This window comes from Natranaerofaba carboxydovora, from assembly GCF_022539405.1.
GTDB classification, from domain to species: Bacteria; Bacillota; Natranaerobiia; order Natranaerobiales; family Natranaerofabaceae; genus Natranaerofaba; species Natranaerofaba carboxydovora.
Window position 1 is genome coordinate 2,595,524 of record NZ_CP054394.1, and the last position, 17,585, is coordinate 2,613,108.

15 protein-coding genes are annotated in these 17,585 nt (G+C 35.5%); 6 read left to right on the top strand and 9 right to left on the bottom strand.

Annotation, left to right across the window (positions count from 1 at the left end):
- Positions 1–210 precede the first annotated feature (210 nt).
- The 3 genes from nadA to ACONDI_RS12280 all read left to right on the top strand — a co-directional run bounded on the left by nadA (position 211) and on the right by ACONDI_RS12280 (position 3,236).
- Positions 211–1,134, top strand: a complete 924-nt coding sequence (nadA, locus tag ACONDI_RS12270) for a quinolinate synthase NadA (RefSeq protein ID WP_241078839.1) — start codon at positions 211–213, stop codon at positions 1,132–1,134.
- Entirely contained in the window at positions 1,121–1,981 is an 861-nt protein-coding gene (gene nadC / locus ACONDI_RS12275; protein ID WP_241078840.1) for a carboxylating nicotinate-nucleotide diphosphorylase, read from the top strand. The genes nadA and nadC overlap by 14 nt, the downstream gene beginning before the upstream one ends.
- 67 nt (positions 1,982–2,048) lie before the next feature.
- Complete coding sequence (locus ACONDI_RS12280) at positions 2,049–3,236, top strand: anaerobic nitric oxide reductase flavorubredoxin (RefSeq protein ID WP_241078841.1); 1,188 nt, start codon at positions 2,049–2,051, stop codon at positions 3,234–3,236.
- Positions 3,237–3,387: 151 nt separating this feature from the next.
- Here the strand turns inward: ACONDI_RS12280 and ACONDI_RS12285 are convergent, their stop codons facing one another.
- From ACONDI_RS12285 to tsaE, 9 genes are all read right to left on the bottom strand, one after another.
- Positions 3,388–5,679 (bottom strand): hypothetical protein, encoded by a 2,292-nt coding sequence (locus ACONDI_RS12285; protein WP_241078842.1) that lies wholly within the window; start codon positions 5,677–5,679, stop codon positions 3,388–3,390.
- Positions 5,676–6,788 (bottom strand): glycosyltransferase family 4 protein, encoded by a 1,113-nt coding sequence (locus ACONDI_RS12290; protein ID WP_241078843.1) that lies wholly within the window; start codon positions 6,786–6,788, stop codon positions 5,676–5,678. The genes ACONDI_RS12285 and ACONDI_RS12290 overlap by 4 nt, the downstream gene beginning before the upstream one ends.
- 85 nt (positions 6,789–6,873) lie before the next feature.
- On the bottom strand, positions 6,874–7,218 hold the full coding sequence (locus ACONDI_RS12295; RefSeq protein WP_241078844.1) for a hypothetical protein: 345 nt from the start codon (positions 7,216–7,218) through the stop codon (positions 6,874–6,876).
- 68 nt (positions 7,219–7,286) lie between these two features.
- Positions 7,287–8,630 (bottom strand): radical SAM protein, encoded by a 1,344-nt coding sequence (locus tag ACONDI_RS12300; protein WP_241078845.1) that lies wholly within the window; start codon positions 8,628–8,630, stop codon positions 7,287–7,289.
- Between the two features lie 4 nt (positions 8,631–8,634).
- Positions 8,635–10,068, bottom strand: coding sequence for a UDP-N-acetylmuramate--L-alanine ligase (gene murC, locus ACONDI_RS12305; protein WP_241078846.1), 1,434 nt, complete (start codon positions 10,066–10,068; stop codon positions 8,635–8,637).
- Positions 10,069–10,560: 492 nt separating this feature from the next.
- Entirely contained in the window at positions 10,561–11,604 is a 1,044-nt protein-coding gene (gene tsaD, locus ACONDI_RS12310) for a tRNA (adenosine(37)-N6)-threonylcarbamoyltransferase complex transferase subunit TsaD (protein WP_241078847.1), read from the bottom strand.
- A 1-nt stretch (position 11,605) separates the two neighbouring features.
- Positions 11,606–12,085: a ribosomal protein S18-alanine N-acetyltransferase gene (gene rimI / locus ACONDI_RS12315; RefSeq protein WP_241078848.1), complete on the bottom strand. Its 480-nt coding sequence runs from the start codon at positions 12,083–12,085 to the stop codon at positions 11,606–11,608.
- A gap of 4 nt (positions 12,086–12,089) precedes the next feature.
- Positions 12,090–12,818 carry a tRNA (adenosine(37)-N6)-threonylcarbamoyltransferase complex dimerization subunit type 1 TsaB gene (gene tsaB, locus ACONDI_RS12320; protein ID WP_241078849.1) on the bottom strand — a complete coding sequence of 243 codons (729 nt, stop codon included), beginning with the start codon at positions 12,816–12,818 and terminating at the stop codon, positions 12,090–12,092.
- Positions 12,815–13,291 (bottom strand): tRNA (adenosine(37)-N6)-threonylcarbamoyltransferase complex ATPase subunit type 1 TsaE, encoded by a 477-nt coding sequence (tsaE, locus tag ACONDI_RS12325; protein WP_241078850.1) that lies wholly within the window; start codon positions 13,289–13,291, stop codon positions 12,815–12,817. The genes tsaB and tsaE overlap by 4 nt, the downstream gene beginning before the upstream one ends.
- Before the next feature lie 261 nt (positions 13,292–13,552).
- On the opposite strand from tsaE, the gene ACONDI_RS12330 reads away from it, so the two are divergent.
- The 3 genes from ACONDI_RS12330 to ACONDI_RS12340 all read left to right on the top strand — a co-directional run bounded on the left by ACONDI_RS12330 (position 13,553) and on the right by ACONDI_RS12340 (position 17,559).
- On the top strand, positions 13,553–14,794 hold the full coding sequence (locus tag ACONDI_RS12330) for a PRC-barrel domain-containing protein (RefSeq protein ID WP_241078851.1): 1,242 nt from the start codon (positions 13,553–13,555) through the stop codon (positions 14,792–14,794).
- 87 nt (positions 14,795–14,881) lie between these two features.
- Positions 14,882–16,258: a TldD/PmbA family protein gene (locus ACONDI_RS12335; protein ID WP_241078852.1), complete on the top strand. Its 1,377-nt coding sequence runs from the start codon at positions 14,882–14,884 to the stop codon at positions 16,256–16,258.
- A complete protein-coding gene (locus tag ACONDI_RS12340; RefSeq protein WP_241078853.1) occupies positions 16,258–17,559 on the top strand; it encodes a TldD/PmbA family protein in 1,302 nt (433 codons plus the stop codon). Before ACONDI_RS12335 ends, ACONDI_RS12340 begins: the two co-directional genes overlap by 1 nt.
- The last annotated feature ends 26 nt before the right edge of the window (positions 17,560–17,585 follow it).

Here is a 17,585-nt window from a genome sequence, read left to right on the forward strand (position 1 = left end):
CTTTTTTTATCCCATAGGTGTAAAGACACTTGACATTACAAACGTCAAGTGAAATAATCTTTCATAATACATTTACAATTTTGATTCAACTGCAAAAATTCTATTCACAAAAGTAAAGTGTTTTTAAAAACAAAACCTTGTTCATATGACTTTTTGCGATTGAATCAATCTATAATTATTAATGTTATCTAAACTGAAAGGGGATTTTGTATGTATAACAAATTGGAAAAGATAAAGGAGCTAAAAAAAGAAAGGGACGCTGTTATACTTTCTCATAATTATCAGATGCCAGAAATTCAAGATGTTGCTGATGTAGTAGGTGATTCTTTTGAACTTAGTAAAAAAGCCGCCGAAGTCAAGGCTTCAACTATAGTATTTTGTGGGGTACATTTCATGGCAGAATGTGCTCATATCTTAGCACCAGACAAAACTGTGCTTTTGCCAGACAAAACCGCAGGATGTCCAATGGCAGATATGGCCGATGTAGATGATTTGATCGAAAAAAAGAAAGAACATCCAAATGCTAAAGTAGTAGCTTATGTAAACACTTCAGCAAAGGTGAAAGCAGAAGTAGACATATGCTGTACTTCTTCAAATGCAAAAGAAGTTGTTGACTCTTTGGACACAGAAGAAATTTTATTTTTGCCAGATAAGAATCTGGCCTGGTATATCTCTAACAAAACAGACAAAAAAATAATACCCTGGCAGGGATACTGCATCACCCATGCAAGGGTAAGCCAAGAAGAAGTTGACGCTTGTAGAAGTAATTTCCCTGATGCACCGATCATCTGTCATCCGGAATGTTCTCCTGAGATCCAAAATAAAGTGGACCACATTATGGGTACCGGCGCCATGGTGAGATTCGCCAAAGAAACAGATGCCAAAAGAATAATAGTAGGAACTGAGATGGGTCTTATTCATAGGCTTCAAAAAGAAGCCCCTGACAAAGAGTTTTTGCTATTAAGTCAAAGTTTTGTCTGTTCAAACATGAAAAAAACAACTCCTGATAACCTGCTGTATGTTCTTGAAAATATGGAGAATAAAATAACCCTTGAGCCAGAAATAAGAGAGAGGGCAAAAGACTCATTAGTAAAAATGCTAGAAGTTAGAGGTGAAGCAATTGGAAGTAGATAATATAATACTAGAAAAAATAATAGAAAATGCACTAATAGAAGATATAGGGCCTTCAGATATCACTACTGACAATATATTTGTTGATACAAATAACATAGAAACAGCCCAAATAACTGCAAAAGATAAAGGAGTTCTTGCCGGAGGATTTGTTGTTAAAAAGGTTTTTGACCTAATAGATCAAAACATAATTGTTGATCTAAAGTTAAGTGACGGCCAAGAATTTGAACCTGGAACATTAATTGCTTCAATTGAAGGCCGTACAGACAAAATCCTAAAAGGCGAAAGGACTGCCCTAAATTTTGTCCAAAGGCTCTCAGGCATTGCAACTAAGACCAGAGAAATGGTAAATTTAGCTTCGCCTTACGGGGTAAAAATCCTAGATACCAGAAAAACCACCCCTACTTTAAGATATTTGGAGAAGTACGCTGTTAGAGCTGGCGGGGGAATAAACCACCGTATGGGATTATATGATGGTGTAATGATAAAAGATAACCACAAAAAAGCAGCAGGCTCGATAAAAAATGCCCTAGAAAAGTTAAAGTCAAACCTTGGACCAATGGTGAAAATTTGTGTAGAAGCGACAAACAAAGAGGAAGCAGAAGAAGCTTATTACAACGGGGCAGATCAGATTTTACTTGATAATATGAGCCCAGAAGTTATCTCTGAAATAGTAAAAAAGATTGGTGACGAGGACAAAAGAGCCGAGAATAAAATAGTAAAGTTTGAAGTTTCGGGGAATATAGGAGAAAGTGATATAAAAGCCCTAGCAAAAACAGGGATAGACTTCATATCATCGGGAAAAATTACTCATTCTTATAACTCCATTGATTTTAGCCTTAATTTTTGAGTCATTGTATGTTATACTTAATAATTGATAGTAATTATTATTTATAGGCAATGAAGGAGGAATAAAAATGAGTTTTAAGATAACAGATGGAGTCAAATGGGTAGGAAAAATCGATTGGGAATTAAGAACTTTTCATGGTGAAGAACTGTCAACTCACAGGGGCACAAGCTACAATTCCTATTTAATTCAAGATGAAAAAACAGTCCTTATCGATACATCCTGGAAGCCTTTTGCAAAAGAGTTTATTGAGAACCTAAAAAAAGAAATTGACCTAAAAGAAATAGACTACATTGTAGCAAATCACGGCGAAGTAGACCACAGCGGGGCACTCCCAGACTTGATGAAGGAGATACCGAACACACCTATCTACTGTACCAAAAACGGAGTCAAATCCCTAAAAGGCCAATATCATCAGGACTGGAATTTTGTCGAAGTAAAGACAGGCGATAAGCTAGACCTTGGTAGTAAGGAACTTACTTTTATCGAGGCAAGAATGCTTCACTGGCCTGACAGCATGTTCTGCTATCTATCTGAAGATAATATTCTGTTCTCTAATGATGCCTTTGGTCAGCATTACGCTTCAGAGCAAATGTACAATGACCTTGTAGATGAATGTGAACTATATCAAGAAGCTATGAAGTATTATGCTAATATTGTTAATCCATTTAGCAAGCTGGTAGAAAAGAAAATTAATGAAATCCTGGAGTTAAAGCTCCCTGTAAATATAATCTGTCCAAGTCACGGTATCATTTGGCGTGATAGCCCACTTCAAATAGTAGAAACTTATATGGAGTGGGCTAAGGATTATCAAGAAGATCAAATTACACTAATATATGACACCATGTGGGAAGGTACCAAAAGAACTGCAGAAGCTATCACAGAAGGCATCCACGAAGCAGATAATAATACAACTGTGAAGCTAATCAATTCTGCAAAGACCGACAAGAGTGATATTATTACTGAAGTGTTTAAATCAAAAGCAATTCTTGTAGGTTCACCTACGATAAACAAAGGCATTCTTTATTCAATCGCAGGTATACTAGAGTTAATAAAAGGCGCAGGGTTTAAAAATAAAAAGGCTACTGCCTTTGGTAGATACGGCTGGAGCGGCGAGAGCACCGATATTATTACAGAAGAATTAAAAGATGCTGGCTTTGAAGTAGTTTTAGAAGGGTTCAAAGAATTGTGGCACCCTGACGAAGAAGGACTACAAAAAGCAAGAGAGTTTGGAAAAGAGTTTTGTAAGAATTTGTAATGAACAGAGCTTTGTTCATATGACTTTTTTGCACCAAAATTTATAAATTTGTTTGTTGAAAAACACCTGCTAGCTACCATAAGTGAGTGAGCTTTTAATTTGCGAGGTTTTTAGCAAATTCTTGCGATACGTTGGTAGCTAAGCAGGTGTTTTAATTTTCTAATCCCAAGATAAGTAAAGGGACACTCACATACAAAAACATTGTTGCAGCAGCTATCACACCGGAATCATTGATCAAAAAGGCCGTAATACCTCCAAATACTACACCAACAAGGCCTCTTTTAAGTATGGGATAATTTTGATTTAAATTATCCATTACAGAAGTAAATTTTAGTAGTTTCAAAAATAGCACAGCTAAAAAACTTAAAAAAACTATACTCCAGTCAGAATATCTAAGAAGGTTCAAATTCATCGATATTTTTCTCGTTATGATTGGCAAAAGTTCACCGGGACCCTCGACAATGGCTAGTCTAATAGCCCTCCCAAGATGCGTAACTTCTTCCAAAAGAAGGTTAAACCCCAAAAAACCACCTATTACTAAAATCAAAGAGCCTAAAAAGATGTAAATCAATTGTTTTTGGTGATTATCTTTTAAAAATATATAAAGTATTACAAAGAAAGCTACTGCCGCACTTACACCCCCACCAAAATTAGCACCAAAACCTGGATGAAAAAAATAAAATACCAGTAAAATTCCCAGAAGATAATACGAGTTTTTCCACTCAGGCTTTATAGTGTAAAGGCTAAAAAAACCCATGACAAAAGAACCTATTAAAACACCCATTAGTTCATTTCCAAGCCCATAGTACCTGGCACCACTTATAGGATCATGGCTTAAAACTCCAGTGTAGATTATATTTTCACTTCCTATAATAAAAGGCAGCAATATTGCAATAGAAGTTAAGAGACATATTGTACCTATCCTCCATATATTGCTAGCCGTTAATTTTACAACTAAGATACTCCCTCCTATAGAAATAACCAGGACAAATACGGCTAACCCCCACAATGAAAAAATAGAAAAATATGGCGCCAAAATAAATCCTAGAGGGCTAATAAGCATGGCATAGAGCAGTATATCAAGATAAGGTATTTTGTATTTGGTTATAACAGCCAAAAGACCAAGTACCATTACAACAACCTGGGCTATTATATAATTTTTTAAAACAGGCGGCCTGACATTAAACGTATTGATAAGCTTATCATTTAAGCTAATAAGGCTTTTAATTTTACCTTCACCTTCATTAAAATTCAAACCAGAAGCGCTATTTGTTTCTATCCTATTACCCTTTGACTTCGGAGAAATTTCTATATCAAATTCTTCAAGAATAGTAGGTAAAAAGTCCATATTTGCTACTAAACCATCTCTTTTAGTGGTATTAGAAACAAGTATATTACCATCTAGCTCACGGCTTAAACCTCCTACAGGAGAGTACAAAATAGGGGTTAATCTTTTCCCTTGATGATAATTCTCGTGACTTGGAGCAGGGTTTAGAAGGATCAGGCCAAAATCTTTCTCTTTCCTTAGCGAACTTATCCGCCCAATTAATTCATCTATGTTTTGAAGGGTTTTAGCTACCAAATTTTCTCTAATTTTTTCATCTAATCTTTCTTCTTCATAATCATCAATCCTTGTACCATCTCCAAGCTCTAAAATATACAGAAAAGAGCTATCCTCTTCAGCTCTATCTTTAAAAGTTTCTTCTACTACAGTGTAAGTTTTGTCATAATCTGTCTTGTAACCAAATGGGAAATTCTCTTTTGCTGTTAAGGTGCTTTGGGGAGTTACTATTCCCTGGGAAATAACCCCCATATCATTAATTGCAAGAAGTCCACCATATCTTTTTTTTTCATAAGTATCTGTATTCCCATGGTATACTACATCGACATTATTTTCTTCCAAGTTTGCTGCCAGTTTACCTATTTCGACGTTATAATCTTGATCTTTATTTTTTGTTTTTAAGAGAGGATATTCTACCGCTATAGCAGACTCTTCCTCTAATTCTGCATCTAGACCGGTATGTCTTTGATAAAATTTTTTTGCATTATAACCTTCATATTTTTCTAAAGGGTTATAGATAGCTCCTGACATCTTACATGAAGTGGACCTAATACCGGTTCCAAGGGAAAGATAAGAAGACGAAGGGTGATATGGTCTGGTAACAGTAGTGTTCATAAGCCCTACCGCAGAATCTTCAAGCAATTTCTCAAAATTATTTAAGTTATAATTATTATAATCTTCCCAAAAAAACCCCGGCACCAGGATAACCATAATAGGATCTGTAGAATTTTCTGTATTATTCTCAGAGAAGTTTTTTGTAGAATTATTAAAATTATTTGTCAAACTAACAGTTAAGTCCTCATTATGATGGTTAATTGCTACCAACGCCACCATTAACAAAGCCATAACAAAACCAGTAAACATGACAGGTTTCTTTCTCATACTTTCACCCCGTTATACTGATCAATTACATTCTTTATCATAATTTCATCGTTAAAATTGCTTATTACATTTATATAAGCCTGCAAGGCGATTCTTCTGCGAATTTTTTGATTCTTTACTAAAGTCATTATCGCTTCGCCCATCTTTATAGGGTCATCAGATGGACATAATAAACCAGTTTCAAAATGATTTATCAGTTCCACAAGGCCACCTTTTTTGGCAGCGATCACAGGGCAAAACGACGCCATCGCTTCAAGGGCGGTAATCGATAACCCTTCATGTCTTGATGGTATACAAAGAACTTCAAGGCTTTTTAGTATATCAGTCACGTCCTCCCTATGACCCAAAAACATAATTTTTGAAGCAAGGCCCAGGTTCCAGGTCAGTTTTTGTAATTTTTCTTTTTCTGGCCCATCACCAATAATTAAGAAATAATATCTCCTGGAGTTAAAGTAATTATTATATCTTTCATATAAATATTTCACAGAATAAATAAAATTATCTATACCTTTGTCATGATTTAGCCTGCCGATACAACCAATTAATTTGCCCTTTGGAAGCGACAATCTATTATCAATAGGGCGATGAAAAGAAGGTAGAGAAATGCCATTGTACAATACTGTACATTTTTCTTCATCTATACCCACAGAAATCAGTTCTCTTTTCAAACTATTAGAAACGAGCTGAATTTTATCTGCCCTGTTTAAAATATTTTTTACAAAAAACTTGAATGTCTTTCTACGTATTGATGAGGTTTGAAAATTATGTATGGTTGTTATCCAGGAAAAATTCACCATGCTCTTTGCCATAGCTACAATTAAAGAAGCTTTGTAGCCGTGAGAGTGAACTATATCTGGCTTTGTCTTTTTAATCAATTCTTTTAACTTAAAAACATTTTTATAATCTTTAATTTTAAATCCATCCTCTAATGGGAGGTGATAAAATTCTCCACCCGAGATAGTATGTTCAAAATCTTCTTTGGGAGCACAAATAACAGGACTTATGTTATATTTTGGAAGTTTATTTGCAAGGGTCTTTAGATGGGTTCTTATCCCGCCCCTAGCCTTTCTGGTTACAAACATGCATTTGACCCGGTTATTATTTTCCATTTGTTTTTATCACCTCCCATGTTCCATTTAATATTTTGTTCCAAATTAAAAATAAAAAAACGCCCAACGGGCGTTTAATTTTTTCCTATTCATCCTTTAATTTATAGATAGCTTTTACAACGGATTCGAGAATTCCCTCACCTGTATGAAATACTTCTTTTTCTTTACCTTCATGGTTTGCAAGTAAATTAATACTTATTACATCCCTATCGTAGCTTCCTTTTCTGGTCTCTGCAAGGAGCCTTTCATCTTTTACATCACCTAATTTTTCATCAATTAATTCACAAAAACAATTGCCAATGGCACCAAGCAAAGTTTCACCTGTCGCCTGATATTTCCTGTACTCCTCCTCATCAATCTTTACCTCCATTGAAACCTGAATCGAACCATCCTCTAATACCTTACTGTACATACTTACAAGTTCAACCATATTTTCTAGCCCCCTTATAGATCATACTTGATTTGGATACAAAAAGTCATATGAACAAAGTTTTGTTTTTAATCAAATAGTTCTACTTCTATATCAAATTCATCTTCCAAACTTGAATAGTGTTCCCCTCTTAAATCAAAGCCTTTATTGTCAAAAGCCTTCCCTGGTAGGATGACACAGTCATAATTTTCTTTTAGGTATTCAGCAAAAAACTGCTTTTTCAGGCAGTCTCTAAAGTCATCTACTACCAAAAGACCTGCTGATATTATATTTCCTCCAAGATATTTGCTTTTTACTTTTTTTATATCTACCTTATTTTGGAGCTTGTCTTTATCTTTAGCTTTATTTGTCTCCCTTTTAAGTATATTATATCCTCCCTCAGAGGCTAATAACAATATATTCTTTTTTTGATCAGTTTTTGGATCAGAAACCGAAAGTCCTGCCAAAAATTTTATTTCTTCTGGCGAGATATCATAATCAAAACATAGCCCGCTAGATTCACCTTTACTTTTTTCTATTTTTACAGTTTTATTTTCTAAAGATATAACCGGGTTTTTCTTATATGTAACAAGACGATAGGCATGAACACTGCTTGGGACATCCTCTTCGTCTATCTTTAGGATAAGATCATTTCTTTTGATTCCTTTTTTATGGGCTGGCGAATCCTTGATTACACCTGACACTATAGGTGCTGCTTCAGTTTTAATGGAAGGTTCAATCAAAATTGGCACATCAAACTGGTCCTTAATTTTGTATAGCTCTTGGTAATAATCAGGTGGAACTTTTAATTTATCATTAAACTTTGTAAATCCAGGAACAAACAATCTTACTGTTTTGGCCCCATTGTCCTCTAAATGTTTTATCGTTTCTAACAGCCTTTCCCAGCCGTATAGAAAGGATAACGAAACTATACTTCCATTGTAATCTATTCCTAGTCTATTAAATTTTTGGGGAAGCTCTCTTGCTATATATGGTGATGTATCCTTCATTATTTCACACCTTAAATCTTCATCCAATACATTAATAGAAAGATTAATCTCTATTGGCTCTAAGTTCTTTAATACTTTTAATATATTATCATCAATCAAAGTACCATTTGTTGTTATCTGTATAGGTACCAAAGGATATTTATCCCTTAAAAACTCCAATATTTCAATTATATTTGGATGTAAGAAAGGCTCTCCTTCTGAAATTTTAGTAGCTGATTCACCAATAATAATTTTCTTTTTTTCATCCAAAAAAATAGAAGCCTCTTTAACCTCATTTAAGGTTAAAGGAGGCAATCTTATCTCTTTTAGATCCGGGGGGTTTTGGTTATTACTGCAGAAGATACAGTTTAGGTTACAGCCACTAATAAGTGGAAGTATATTTGAATTGTGGATAGATTCTAAAATAAGATTTAAGTTATCCATAAAGTTAGCCGTTTGATTTAGCTTTGTTACTAGAATCTAATTCTAATTTTTCCTTTAGGTCTTCTGCAGCTTTGTAAATATCACCAGCTCCCATGGTTATAACATAATCACCCGGCTTTACTGTATCTTCTAGGTATTTTACTATATCGTCTTTATCATCCATTACTAGAACTTCTTTAGTGGAGAGGCTTTCACTTTTTATTATTTTGTCTGCTAATATATCTGATGAGACACCTTCAATAGGTTCTTCCCCTGCAGGATATACTTTATTTAGGATAATTTTGTCCGCATAACCAAAAGACTCGGCAAATTCCTCCATCAAAAATTTTGTCCTTGAATACCTGTGAGGCTGAAAAACAGCTATAACATTTCCTTCGCATTCATTTTTGGCAGTCTTCAAAGTAGCCTCAATCTCAGTTGGATGATGAGCATAATCATCCACAATAACTGTATCATTAACTTTACCAACTATGGTAAAGCGCCTTTTGGCACCTTTAAACTTAGATAAAGCTTTTTTAATTTTATCAAAATCTATTCCAAGCTGTAATGCTACCACTGCTGCTGCGGCAGAGTTCTGGATATTATGTTCTCCGGGCACCTGCATTTCTATAGTTCCAAGTTCGATAGTTCCAAGTTCGTTTGCTTTTCCATTTTCTTTTAAAACAAACTTTGATCCGCCTTTAAAAAGCTTAATGTCATCGATAACATAATCGGCATCATCTGACTTACCGAAGGTTATTAGCTTTTTATCCACACCTTGTATTACTCTTTTTATGTGATCGCAGTCAGCACTTACTACAGCAACTCCACCTGGCTTCAAGTTAGCCAAAAACTCCTCATATGTTTTAAGAAGCTTCTCAAAGTCCCCATCATAGTATTCTAGATGATCTGCCTCAATATTTGTTATCACCGCTATATAAGAATTATATCTCAAAAAAGAATGATCACTTTCACAGGCTTCTGCAACGATTTTATCCCCTCCACCTGTTCTAGCATTACCACCAAAATTAGATAGCTCTCCCCCGATAAGAGCCGTTGGGTCAAGACCGCTTTCTGCCAAAATCAATGATATCATGGAAGTTGTAGTAGTTTTACCATGAGCTCCCGCAACACCTATGCCATCCTTTTCGTTAAATAAATGTGCAAGAAGCTCAGAGCGATGCCATAAAGGTATATTTTTTTCTTTGGCAGCTTTTATTTCTTCGTTATCTGCATATATTGCAGTAGAATACACTACCAGGTCAGTGTTATCCACATTGTCTTTTGAGTGAAATAAATTTATTTTTGCTCCCATATTTTCAAGAGAAGAAATAAGTGAAGAAGGAGTAATATCTGAACCTGTTATTTCATATCCATTTTGTAAGAACACTTTAGCAAGAGCACTCATCCCATATCCACCTATACCTATGAAGTGAATTTTATTTACATTATTAAACATAATTATTCCTCTCTTTCGATGAAGAATGGTTATAAATAATATGATAAAAAGAAACTAGTCGTGATATATTATAACACATATAAAAAAAGGTTAAACGCATAATAATATAATATCTTAATCTAATTATTAATCCGATATCAAAATTTTATACACAAAGATAATTCTGGTACAAAAAGTCATATGCAAAAATAAAAGATTAATATAATTTTTATGTTTATTATATTATGTATCCTAAAAACTATTTTAGATTTTAGAGATTATACGTGTTTATACCCCTTTTTAGTAATTGCTAAAAAAAGTAATCCACAAATTCCACAGGTTTATCCACACAACCACCCCGGATTTTAAGCAATCCACAAAGTTATCCACTTTATCCACAGGTTATTTACATAAAAATGTGGACATACTTCTCACAAAGTTATTCACATTTCTCTGTGGATAACCCGCTATTTATCCACACAAAAAAACTACCCTATTCTTAAATAAGGTAGTTCACATCTCAAGGTTTGGAACAGCATTTAGATCAAGGGCTGTCGATATTTTGTTTTCTTTGTATGAATGATATGCAGAGGCTCCAACCATAGCCGCGTTATCAGTACACAGTATCAAGGGTGGAGAATGGACTTTTATCCCGAGATCTTTTGCTTTTTCTTTGAATTCATCTCTCAAAGCAGAGTTTGCTGATACACCCCCGGCTAGCACTACATCATTCACATTCTTATCCCTGGCTGCTTCTAAGGTATTACTAACAAGCACATCAATAACTGACTTTTGAAAACCAGCGGCTACGTCTTTTTTATCCACAGTCTCTGATTTCATCTCACAGCGGTTCAAATAATTTAACACAGCACTTTTTAATCCACTAAAGCTAAAATCATATGGTGATGTTGGATCTTTTAATTTGGCCTTTGGAAATTCAATTCTTCCTTCCAGGCCTTTTTTTGCTAATTTGTCTATCTTTGGGCCTCCTGGATAACCAAGATCAAGGGCTCTAGCTATCTTGTCAAAAGCTTCTCCTGCTGCATCATCCACAGTCCTTCCAATTATCTCAAATTCATTGTGGTTCTTCATATATATTATATCAGTATGCCCTCCAGAGACCACCAGGGCTATCAAAGGAAATTCAGGCGGCACTCCATAATTTTCATCTATACTCTTGTCCAAAAAATTTGCGTATATATGGCTTTTGATATGATGTTGTGGGACGAGGGGGATGTTTTTGGCATAAGAAAGAGATTTGGCATAAGATAGCCCCACAAGCAGAGGACCAACAAGTCCCGGTCCGTGGGTAACTCCGATAGCATTTAATTCTTCTAAACTAACATTTGCTTCTTCTAGTGATTTTTTTACAACTGGTATCAAAAGCTTCAAGTGTTCTCTTGAAGCAATCTCCGGGACAACTCCTCCATAAAGGCTGTGAGTTTCTCTTTGGGAGCTTATTACATTACTTAATATTTTGTGGCCATCCTTTATTACCGCTGCTGTTGTATCATCACAAGAAGTCTCTATAGCAAGTATTTTTATCCCTTCCTGCATATCAATACACTCCTCTAGATATCTTCTTTTGCATTAATATAGCATCTTCACCATTATCCTGATAATAGGAGGGCCTGACACCTATTGTACTAAATCCCATACTCTCATAAAGCCTTCTTGCTGTATCATTTGACCTTCTTACTTCAAGGGTAATATACTTAAAACCTTTAGTCTTAGCAAATAGGGTGATAAAACGAAGCAGCTTGGTGCCAAATCCTTTTTTTCTGTAATCAGGAGCTACGGCAAAGTTGGTAATATGAATTTCATTGTGGATAAACCACATCCCCATATAGGCTACAATATCATCTTCATGCTCTAGTACAATATATCTTGCAAGACTATTTTGAAATAGCTCATAGATAAAAGAATCCTTTGACCAGGGGCTATTAAAAGAATTAATCTCAATCTCTCTAATTTTATCTAAATCTTTTTCTTTCATTTCTCTTATTTCTATTTTTTCTTCTAATATTTTATCTTTCACTTTTCTAATCGACCCTTTCTTCACGTTTTTTCTCAGCTTCAGATTTTCTAATATATATAGGTGTTAATTCATGAGGTGAAAGGATATTACCTTTTTTTATTTCGTTTAGTCCAAGTCTTGCTGTAACAGAAGCTCTATTTATCTCTATTTCTTTATAAGTATGCACAGACAAAAAAGGAGTATTCTCTATCAATTCTTCCCTAAAAACATCCACTCCATCACCTGTAAATAAAATTTCAGTTTTATATTTGTCACGTTCCTTACTTACCTTTTCCTTATTTAGATCCAAAAAAAGCTGTTCCAAAGAAATCACCCTGTATTCCCATAACCTCTCTACTCCGTTTTCTGTACCTTCATATAAGCAGGTATAAACCTCATTTTTCCTAGCATCCAACACAGGACAGATCAACCCAATAATTGGCCTCTGGTTAGCAAGTACATCAAGGCTTGAAACACCGACAAGAGGGATATCATAACCTGTACTTAGCCCAAATGCAGTGGCTATACCTATTCTAAGTCCAGTAAAAGAACCAGGGCCATTAACAACACTGATCCCAGAAAGCTCTTCTAGTACTGTTTTGCTATCAGTCAAAACTTTATCAACAAGGGGCATTAATTTTTCAGAATGAGTCCTTTTATCCCTTAAAGTATATTCTGCTATTAGCCCGTCATATTCACATATAACAGATACAGAAGTCGCTTTTGTAGAAGTATCTAAACCAAGAACTTTCATAGCGTTAAGTTTGCCCCCTCTTCTTTTATTATCTTTAAAAGATTATCATACCTCTCACCCTGAGAAGAAAGAACAAGGCGGCGTCTACTGTTATCTTCGACAAAGATTTTTATTTTCAAATACTCCTCTAGAGATTCAAAGTCTTCCATCTTTTCAAACCATTCAATCACCGTCACACCATCATCATACATATAATCAAATAACCCAACCTCTATCAACTCTTCAGGATCTTCAATTCTATATAGATCAAAATGATACAACGTTAATCTACCATGATACTCCTGCATCAAAGTAAATGTTGGGCTCGTTATGGGGTTATCTATATCTAGACCACTGCCAAGACCTTTAGTAAACAAAGTCTTACCTGCACCAAGATCTCCTGACAAAAGTATTATATCACCTTTATCTAAGTATTTTGCAAGATTACGGGCAATATTTTTAGTTTCCTCCGGAGAATTTGTATATATTTCCATCTTTAAAACCCCTCATCATTGTAATAATTAAATCTTGATTCTGGTGCAAAAGTCATATGAAATAAAAACATTATATTTTTTATGTGAACAAACTTTTCTCAGTAGAATATAATTTTGCTAAATATATATACATTATATCATTCCCTTTACACAAACTAAAATAGGCTGAGACATATTTAGCTTTGTTTGCGCCAGAATTAGATTAATAATAAAAGTAATAATTAGGAAAAATATTAAAAAACAGTAAGGAGGCGATCAAATTTGAATAGAAGCGAACTAATCAATTTGCCGGTAATCACTTTGGATGATGGAAGTTTTGTAGGTCAAATAAAGGATTTGATAATCGAACCTAACGAAAAGATGATTATAGGTTTTGAGATTGGAAGTAAAAGACTCTTTCAGGCAAAACATAAGTATATATACTTAGGAGATATTGAGACTATCGGCAGCTATGCAGTTACGATAGCTACAAAGAATGTAATATTCACAGAGGAACAAAAGGCTACGCGGCAGTTTAAAAATTATAATTCCCCTTTGGGCAAAAGAATTATTACAAGGTCTGGAAGCTTTGCCGGAAGAGTAGTAGATTTTTCATTTGATCTACATTCTGGAATATTAGACAAACTCTATATCAAAAACGAAGAATACGATATTGAAAGCCTATCCCTATCTTCAAACAGCATATTAACCCTGGGCAAAGATGTAATAGTTACAGATATCGAGCCACCACTTAAAAGCACAACAAATGAAACAAATGATAAATATTCAGATGAGACACATGATAGTCACTCAGATAACACAAAAACAGGACAGGGGCAATTTTCAAAGAAATTTGGCAGTTCAAAGTTTAGCAGCACCCTTGAGGAAAAAGCCGTTGATTTTGCCATTGGAAGGCAAGTCTTTAGGACAGTTAAAGATAGTCATGGTGGAGTAATTATTAACCGGGGAGAAATAATAAAGCCCGAAGTAATTGACCTTGCCAGAGAAAAAAATAGGCTTGCACACCTTCTAGTAGCAGCAGGAGTAAGCGAAATAATTGAAGGTTTAGATTACACCTGGGAAAAAATTGATGAAGGAAGTAGAAAACTAATTGAAAATTTGAATCAAATTAAAAAGGAGTTAAAGACTCAGGATAAGCCACAAGACTTCTTTACCCATATAATAGACCTTGATGATACTTTGTATAAACTTTGGAACGAAAGACTAAAGAGAACCTTTGCTAATATGGATTTTGATTACAATACTGCAGCTAGTATCAAGCAATTTCTGTTAAATAAGACTCCAGCTTTTAGAGTTACAAATGAAAAAGGAGAGGTTTTAAAAGAAAAAAATGATGCCATCACTAAGGATAATTTAGAGGTGTTATATAGACCCGAAGATCTTATCGCACTTCTTGCAGCCGTTAGCGCCAAAGAGGTTACAGACTTTATCCAGAATATAGAATCAAATATTATGGACCAAATCAAAAGAGAAAAGCCGGAAAAAAATGAGATCATGAATTAAATTTAGGTTAAGCTTTTAGAGGAAAAATATACCGGAGTCAAGAATAAATAAGACTAGCAACAGATGTTTGAAAGGAGGACAACTTTTTTGGAAGATACATTAAAGAGCGTCTTATCAGGTAAAAAAGCTGATTATATCGAAATAAGGGTAGAAGAGTCAAAAACAGATTCAATCGAATTTCAAGGACCAGAACTAGAACAGGCGGGGGGATCAATTAAGTTTGGTGGAAGTGTTCGCGCTTTTGTCAAAGGTGGAGTAGGTTTTGTTTCCTTTAACCGGCTTAAGGATTTGGAGGAAAAAGTAGACCTTGCCATCAAACAGGCTGAACTTATAGGTAGTAGGAGCAGTGAATCTACAAACCTAAGTCCTGTTAAAGTTATTAATGACAAAGTGACCATAGAAACAATCGAAGACCCCAGGGAGATCCCGCTAGACAAAAAGATCAACCTGTTTAAAAACTATAACGATATAATTCTATCTTATGGTGAGCCCATCTCTAGCTCAAGAATAAACTATTTTGATAAGTACACCAAGCTATATTTCGCTAATTCTGAGGGAAGCTACATAGAACAGGAAAAACTAGACCTTGGAGGTAACATCACAGCAGTGGCTAGTAAAGGCGAAAACACCCAAATGTCCCGTGTAGGATTTGGAAGTTCTAAAGATTTCGGCGAGGCTAGAAATCTTGAAGACAATATCAAAACTTCGTGCAAAAGAGCTTCTGATATGCTTGAAGCACCACCGATAAAAGGTGGTGAATACACTGTAGTTCTAGATCCTACTTTGGCAGGAATATTTGTGCATGAGGCATTTGGCCATTTGAGTGAAAGTGATTTTGTTTTTGAAAATCCTGAACTACAAAAACTGATGAAGCTTGGAACCCAATTTGGACCAAAAGAGCTAAATATATATGATACTGGAGATAGTGTTGGAAGTAGAGGGTATTTGAAGTACGATGATGAAGGTGTACAAACAGAAAAGACCGACCTGATCAAAGAAGGCCAACTGGTTGGTAGACTCCATACCAGAGAAACAGCCGATAAAATGGATGAAAAACCCACAGGTAGTGCAAGAGCTATCAACTATAATCATCCTCCAATCTGCAGAATGAGAACTACCTGCATTGCCCCTGGTGATGCAAGTTTTGACGATATGATCAAGGATATCAAAGAAGGTGTCTATGCAGTTGATGCATACGGAGGGCAAACTAATGGTGAGATGTTTACCTTTAAAGCCGGCGAAGCTTATATGATTAGAAACGGTGAAATTGCTGAAATGGTCAGAGATGTTAATTTGACCGGAAATGTATTTACTACTCTCTCTAACATCGAAGCTATAGGGAATGATTTTATGATTAGAGATTCTGGAGGCGGCTGTGGCAAGGGCGGACAGGGACCTCTTCCTACAAGCCAGGGAGCTCCTTCCCTTAAAATTCAAAAGGTAGTCATAGGGGGGAAAAGTTAATGGACGATATCATAAAAAAAGCAAAAGAAAAAGGCGAAGAGGCTGAGCTTTTTCAGGTAACCCATAAAACCACACCGGTCGAATTTGAAAACAATCGTCTAAAAAATATAAAGACTCAGGAACTAAACAGTTATGCCCTTAGATTAATTAAAGATGGACGTCTTGGATTTTCTACTTCAACAAAAGAAGATAACCCGGAAGAACTTCTAGAAAAAGCAAGACAATCAAGTACCTTTGGCAGAAATTTTGAACCTAATCTACCGGAAAACGATCCTGTAGAGCTAAAGGACATGTATGATCCTAAAGTACAGGAAGTACCTTTAGAGAAATTAATAGAGCTTGGCACAGAGCTAGTAGATACAATGAAAAACAAAAACAGCGACGTTCTTGCCCAGGCCGAGGTAGAAAAAGCAGAAACAAAGATTACAATAAAAAATACCAGAGGATTTGATAACAGTTATACGAAGAGTTCTTTTACCATTATGGGTGGAGCTATGCTGATGGTAGGAAAAAGTTTTTTAACCTTTGGAAGCTTTAAAAGCTTACCAAATTATGATCCTGATACAGCGGAGATAAAAGAAGAGCTTTTGCAGGACCTTGAGTTTGGCCCCAAAGAAGTAGACATAACAAGCGGAAATTACGATGTTATCATTTCTCCATCAGCCATGGGAGATGTCTTTAGACCTATCATTGCAAGTATAGACGGGCAGGCTGTCGAAAAGAAAATGTCGCCTTTTAGAGACAAACTAGAACAAAAACTCTTTGATGATAGAGTTAGCTTAATTGATATGCCCCATAAGCCATGGACGCCGGGTATGTGTCCTTTTGATGATGAAGGGACCTTGACTAAAGAAACACCTTTCATAAAAGAAGGGACTTTGTTAAACTTTCCCCTTGATCTTTTGACTGCTAACTCTCTTAAAATGGAGCCAACAGGGCATGCCGTACGCTCTGCCTTAAGTCTTCCGTCTCCTGGTCTTCATAATGCCGTCTTAGAACCTGGCGAAACTGAACTAAAAGATATGATAAAAAGCATAGATAAAGGTGTCTATGTCAAAGACCTGATGGGAGCATGGGCCGGAAACCCTTACGGCGGTGAAGTAAACGGAAACATTTCTCTTGGTTATCTGATTGAAAACGGGGAAATTGTCGGACGGATAAAAGACTGCATGTTTAGCTGTAATACCTTTGAAGTATTAAAGGACCAGTTGGTTGACTTTAGCAAGGAGTCAAAATGGATGGGAAGTATATCTTATCCATATGCGCAATTGGAAGGGGTAAGTATAACGGCAAAAGGATAACCACCCTTAGTTATTGCATACCAACG

Excerpts from the sequence above, each read along its gene's own strand:
- ACONDI_RS12340 (WP_241078853.1), top strand. The coding sequence starts at position 16,258 with ATGGACGATATCATAAAAAAAGCAAAAGAAAAAGGCGAAGAGGCTGAG.
- murC (WP_241078846.1), bottom strand. The coding sequence starts at position 10,068 with ATGTTTAATAATGTAAATAAAATTCACTTCATAGGTATAGGTGGATAT.
- tsaB (WP_241078849.1), bottom strand. The coding sequence starts at position 12,818 with ATGAAAGTTCTTGGTTTAGATACTTCTACAAAAGCGACTTCTGTATCT.
- tsaD (WP_241078847.1), bottom strand. The coding sequence starts at position 11,604 with ATGCAGGAAGGGATAAAAATACTTGCTATAGAGACTTCTTGTGATGAT.
- ACONDI_RS12295 (WP_241078844.1), bottom strand. The coding sequence starts at position 7,218 with ATGGTTGAACTTGTAAGTATGTACAGTAAGGTATTAGAGGATGGTTCG.
- nadA (WP_241078839.1), top strand. The coding sequence starts at position 211 with ATGTATAACAAATTGGAAAAGATAAAGGAGCTAAAAAAAGAAAGGGAC.
- tsaE (WP_241078850.1), bottom strand. The coding sequence starts at position 13,291 with ATGGAAATATATACAAATTCTCCGGAGGAAACTAAAAATATTGCCCGT.
- ACONDI_RS12290 (WP_241078843.1), bottom strand. The coding sequence starts at position 6,788 with ATGGAAAATAATAACCGGGTCAAATGCATGTTTGTAACCAGAAAGGCT.
- ACONDI_RS12300 (WP_241078845.1), bottom strand. The coding sequence starts at position 8,630 with ATGGATAACTTAAATCTTATTTTAGAATCTATCCACAATTCAAATATA.
- ACONDI_RS12285 (WP_241078842.1), bottom strand. The coding sequence starts at position 5,679 with ATGAGAAAGAAACCTGTCATGTTTACTGGTTTTGTTATGGCTTTGTTA.
- ACONDI_RS12280 (WP_241078841.1), top strand. The coding sequence starts at position 2,049 with ATGAGTTTTAAGATAACAGATGGAGTCAAATGGGTAGGAAAAATCGAT.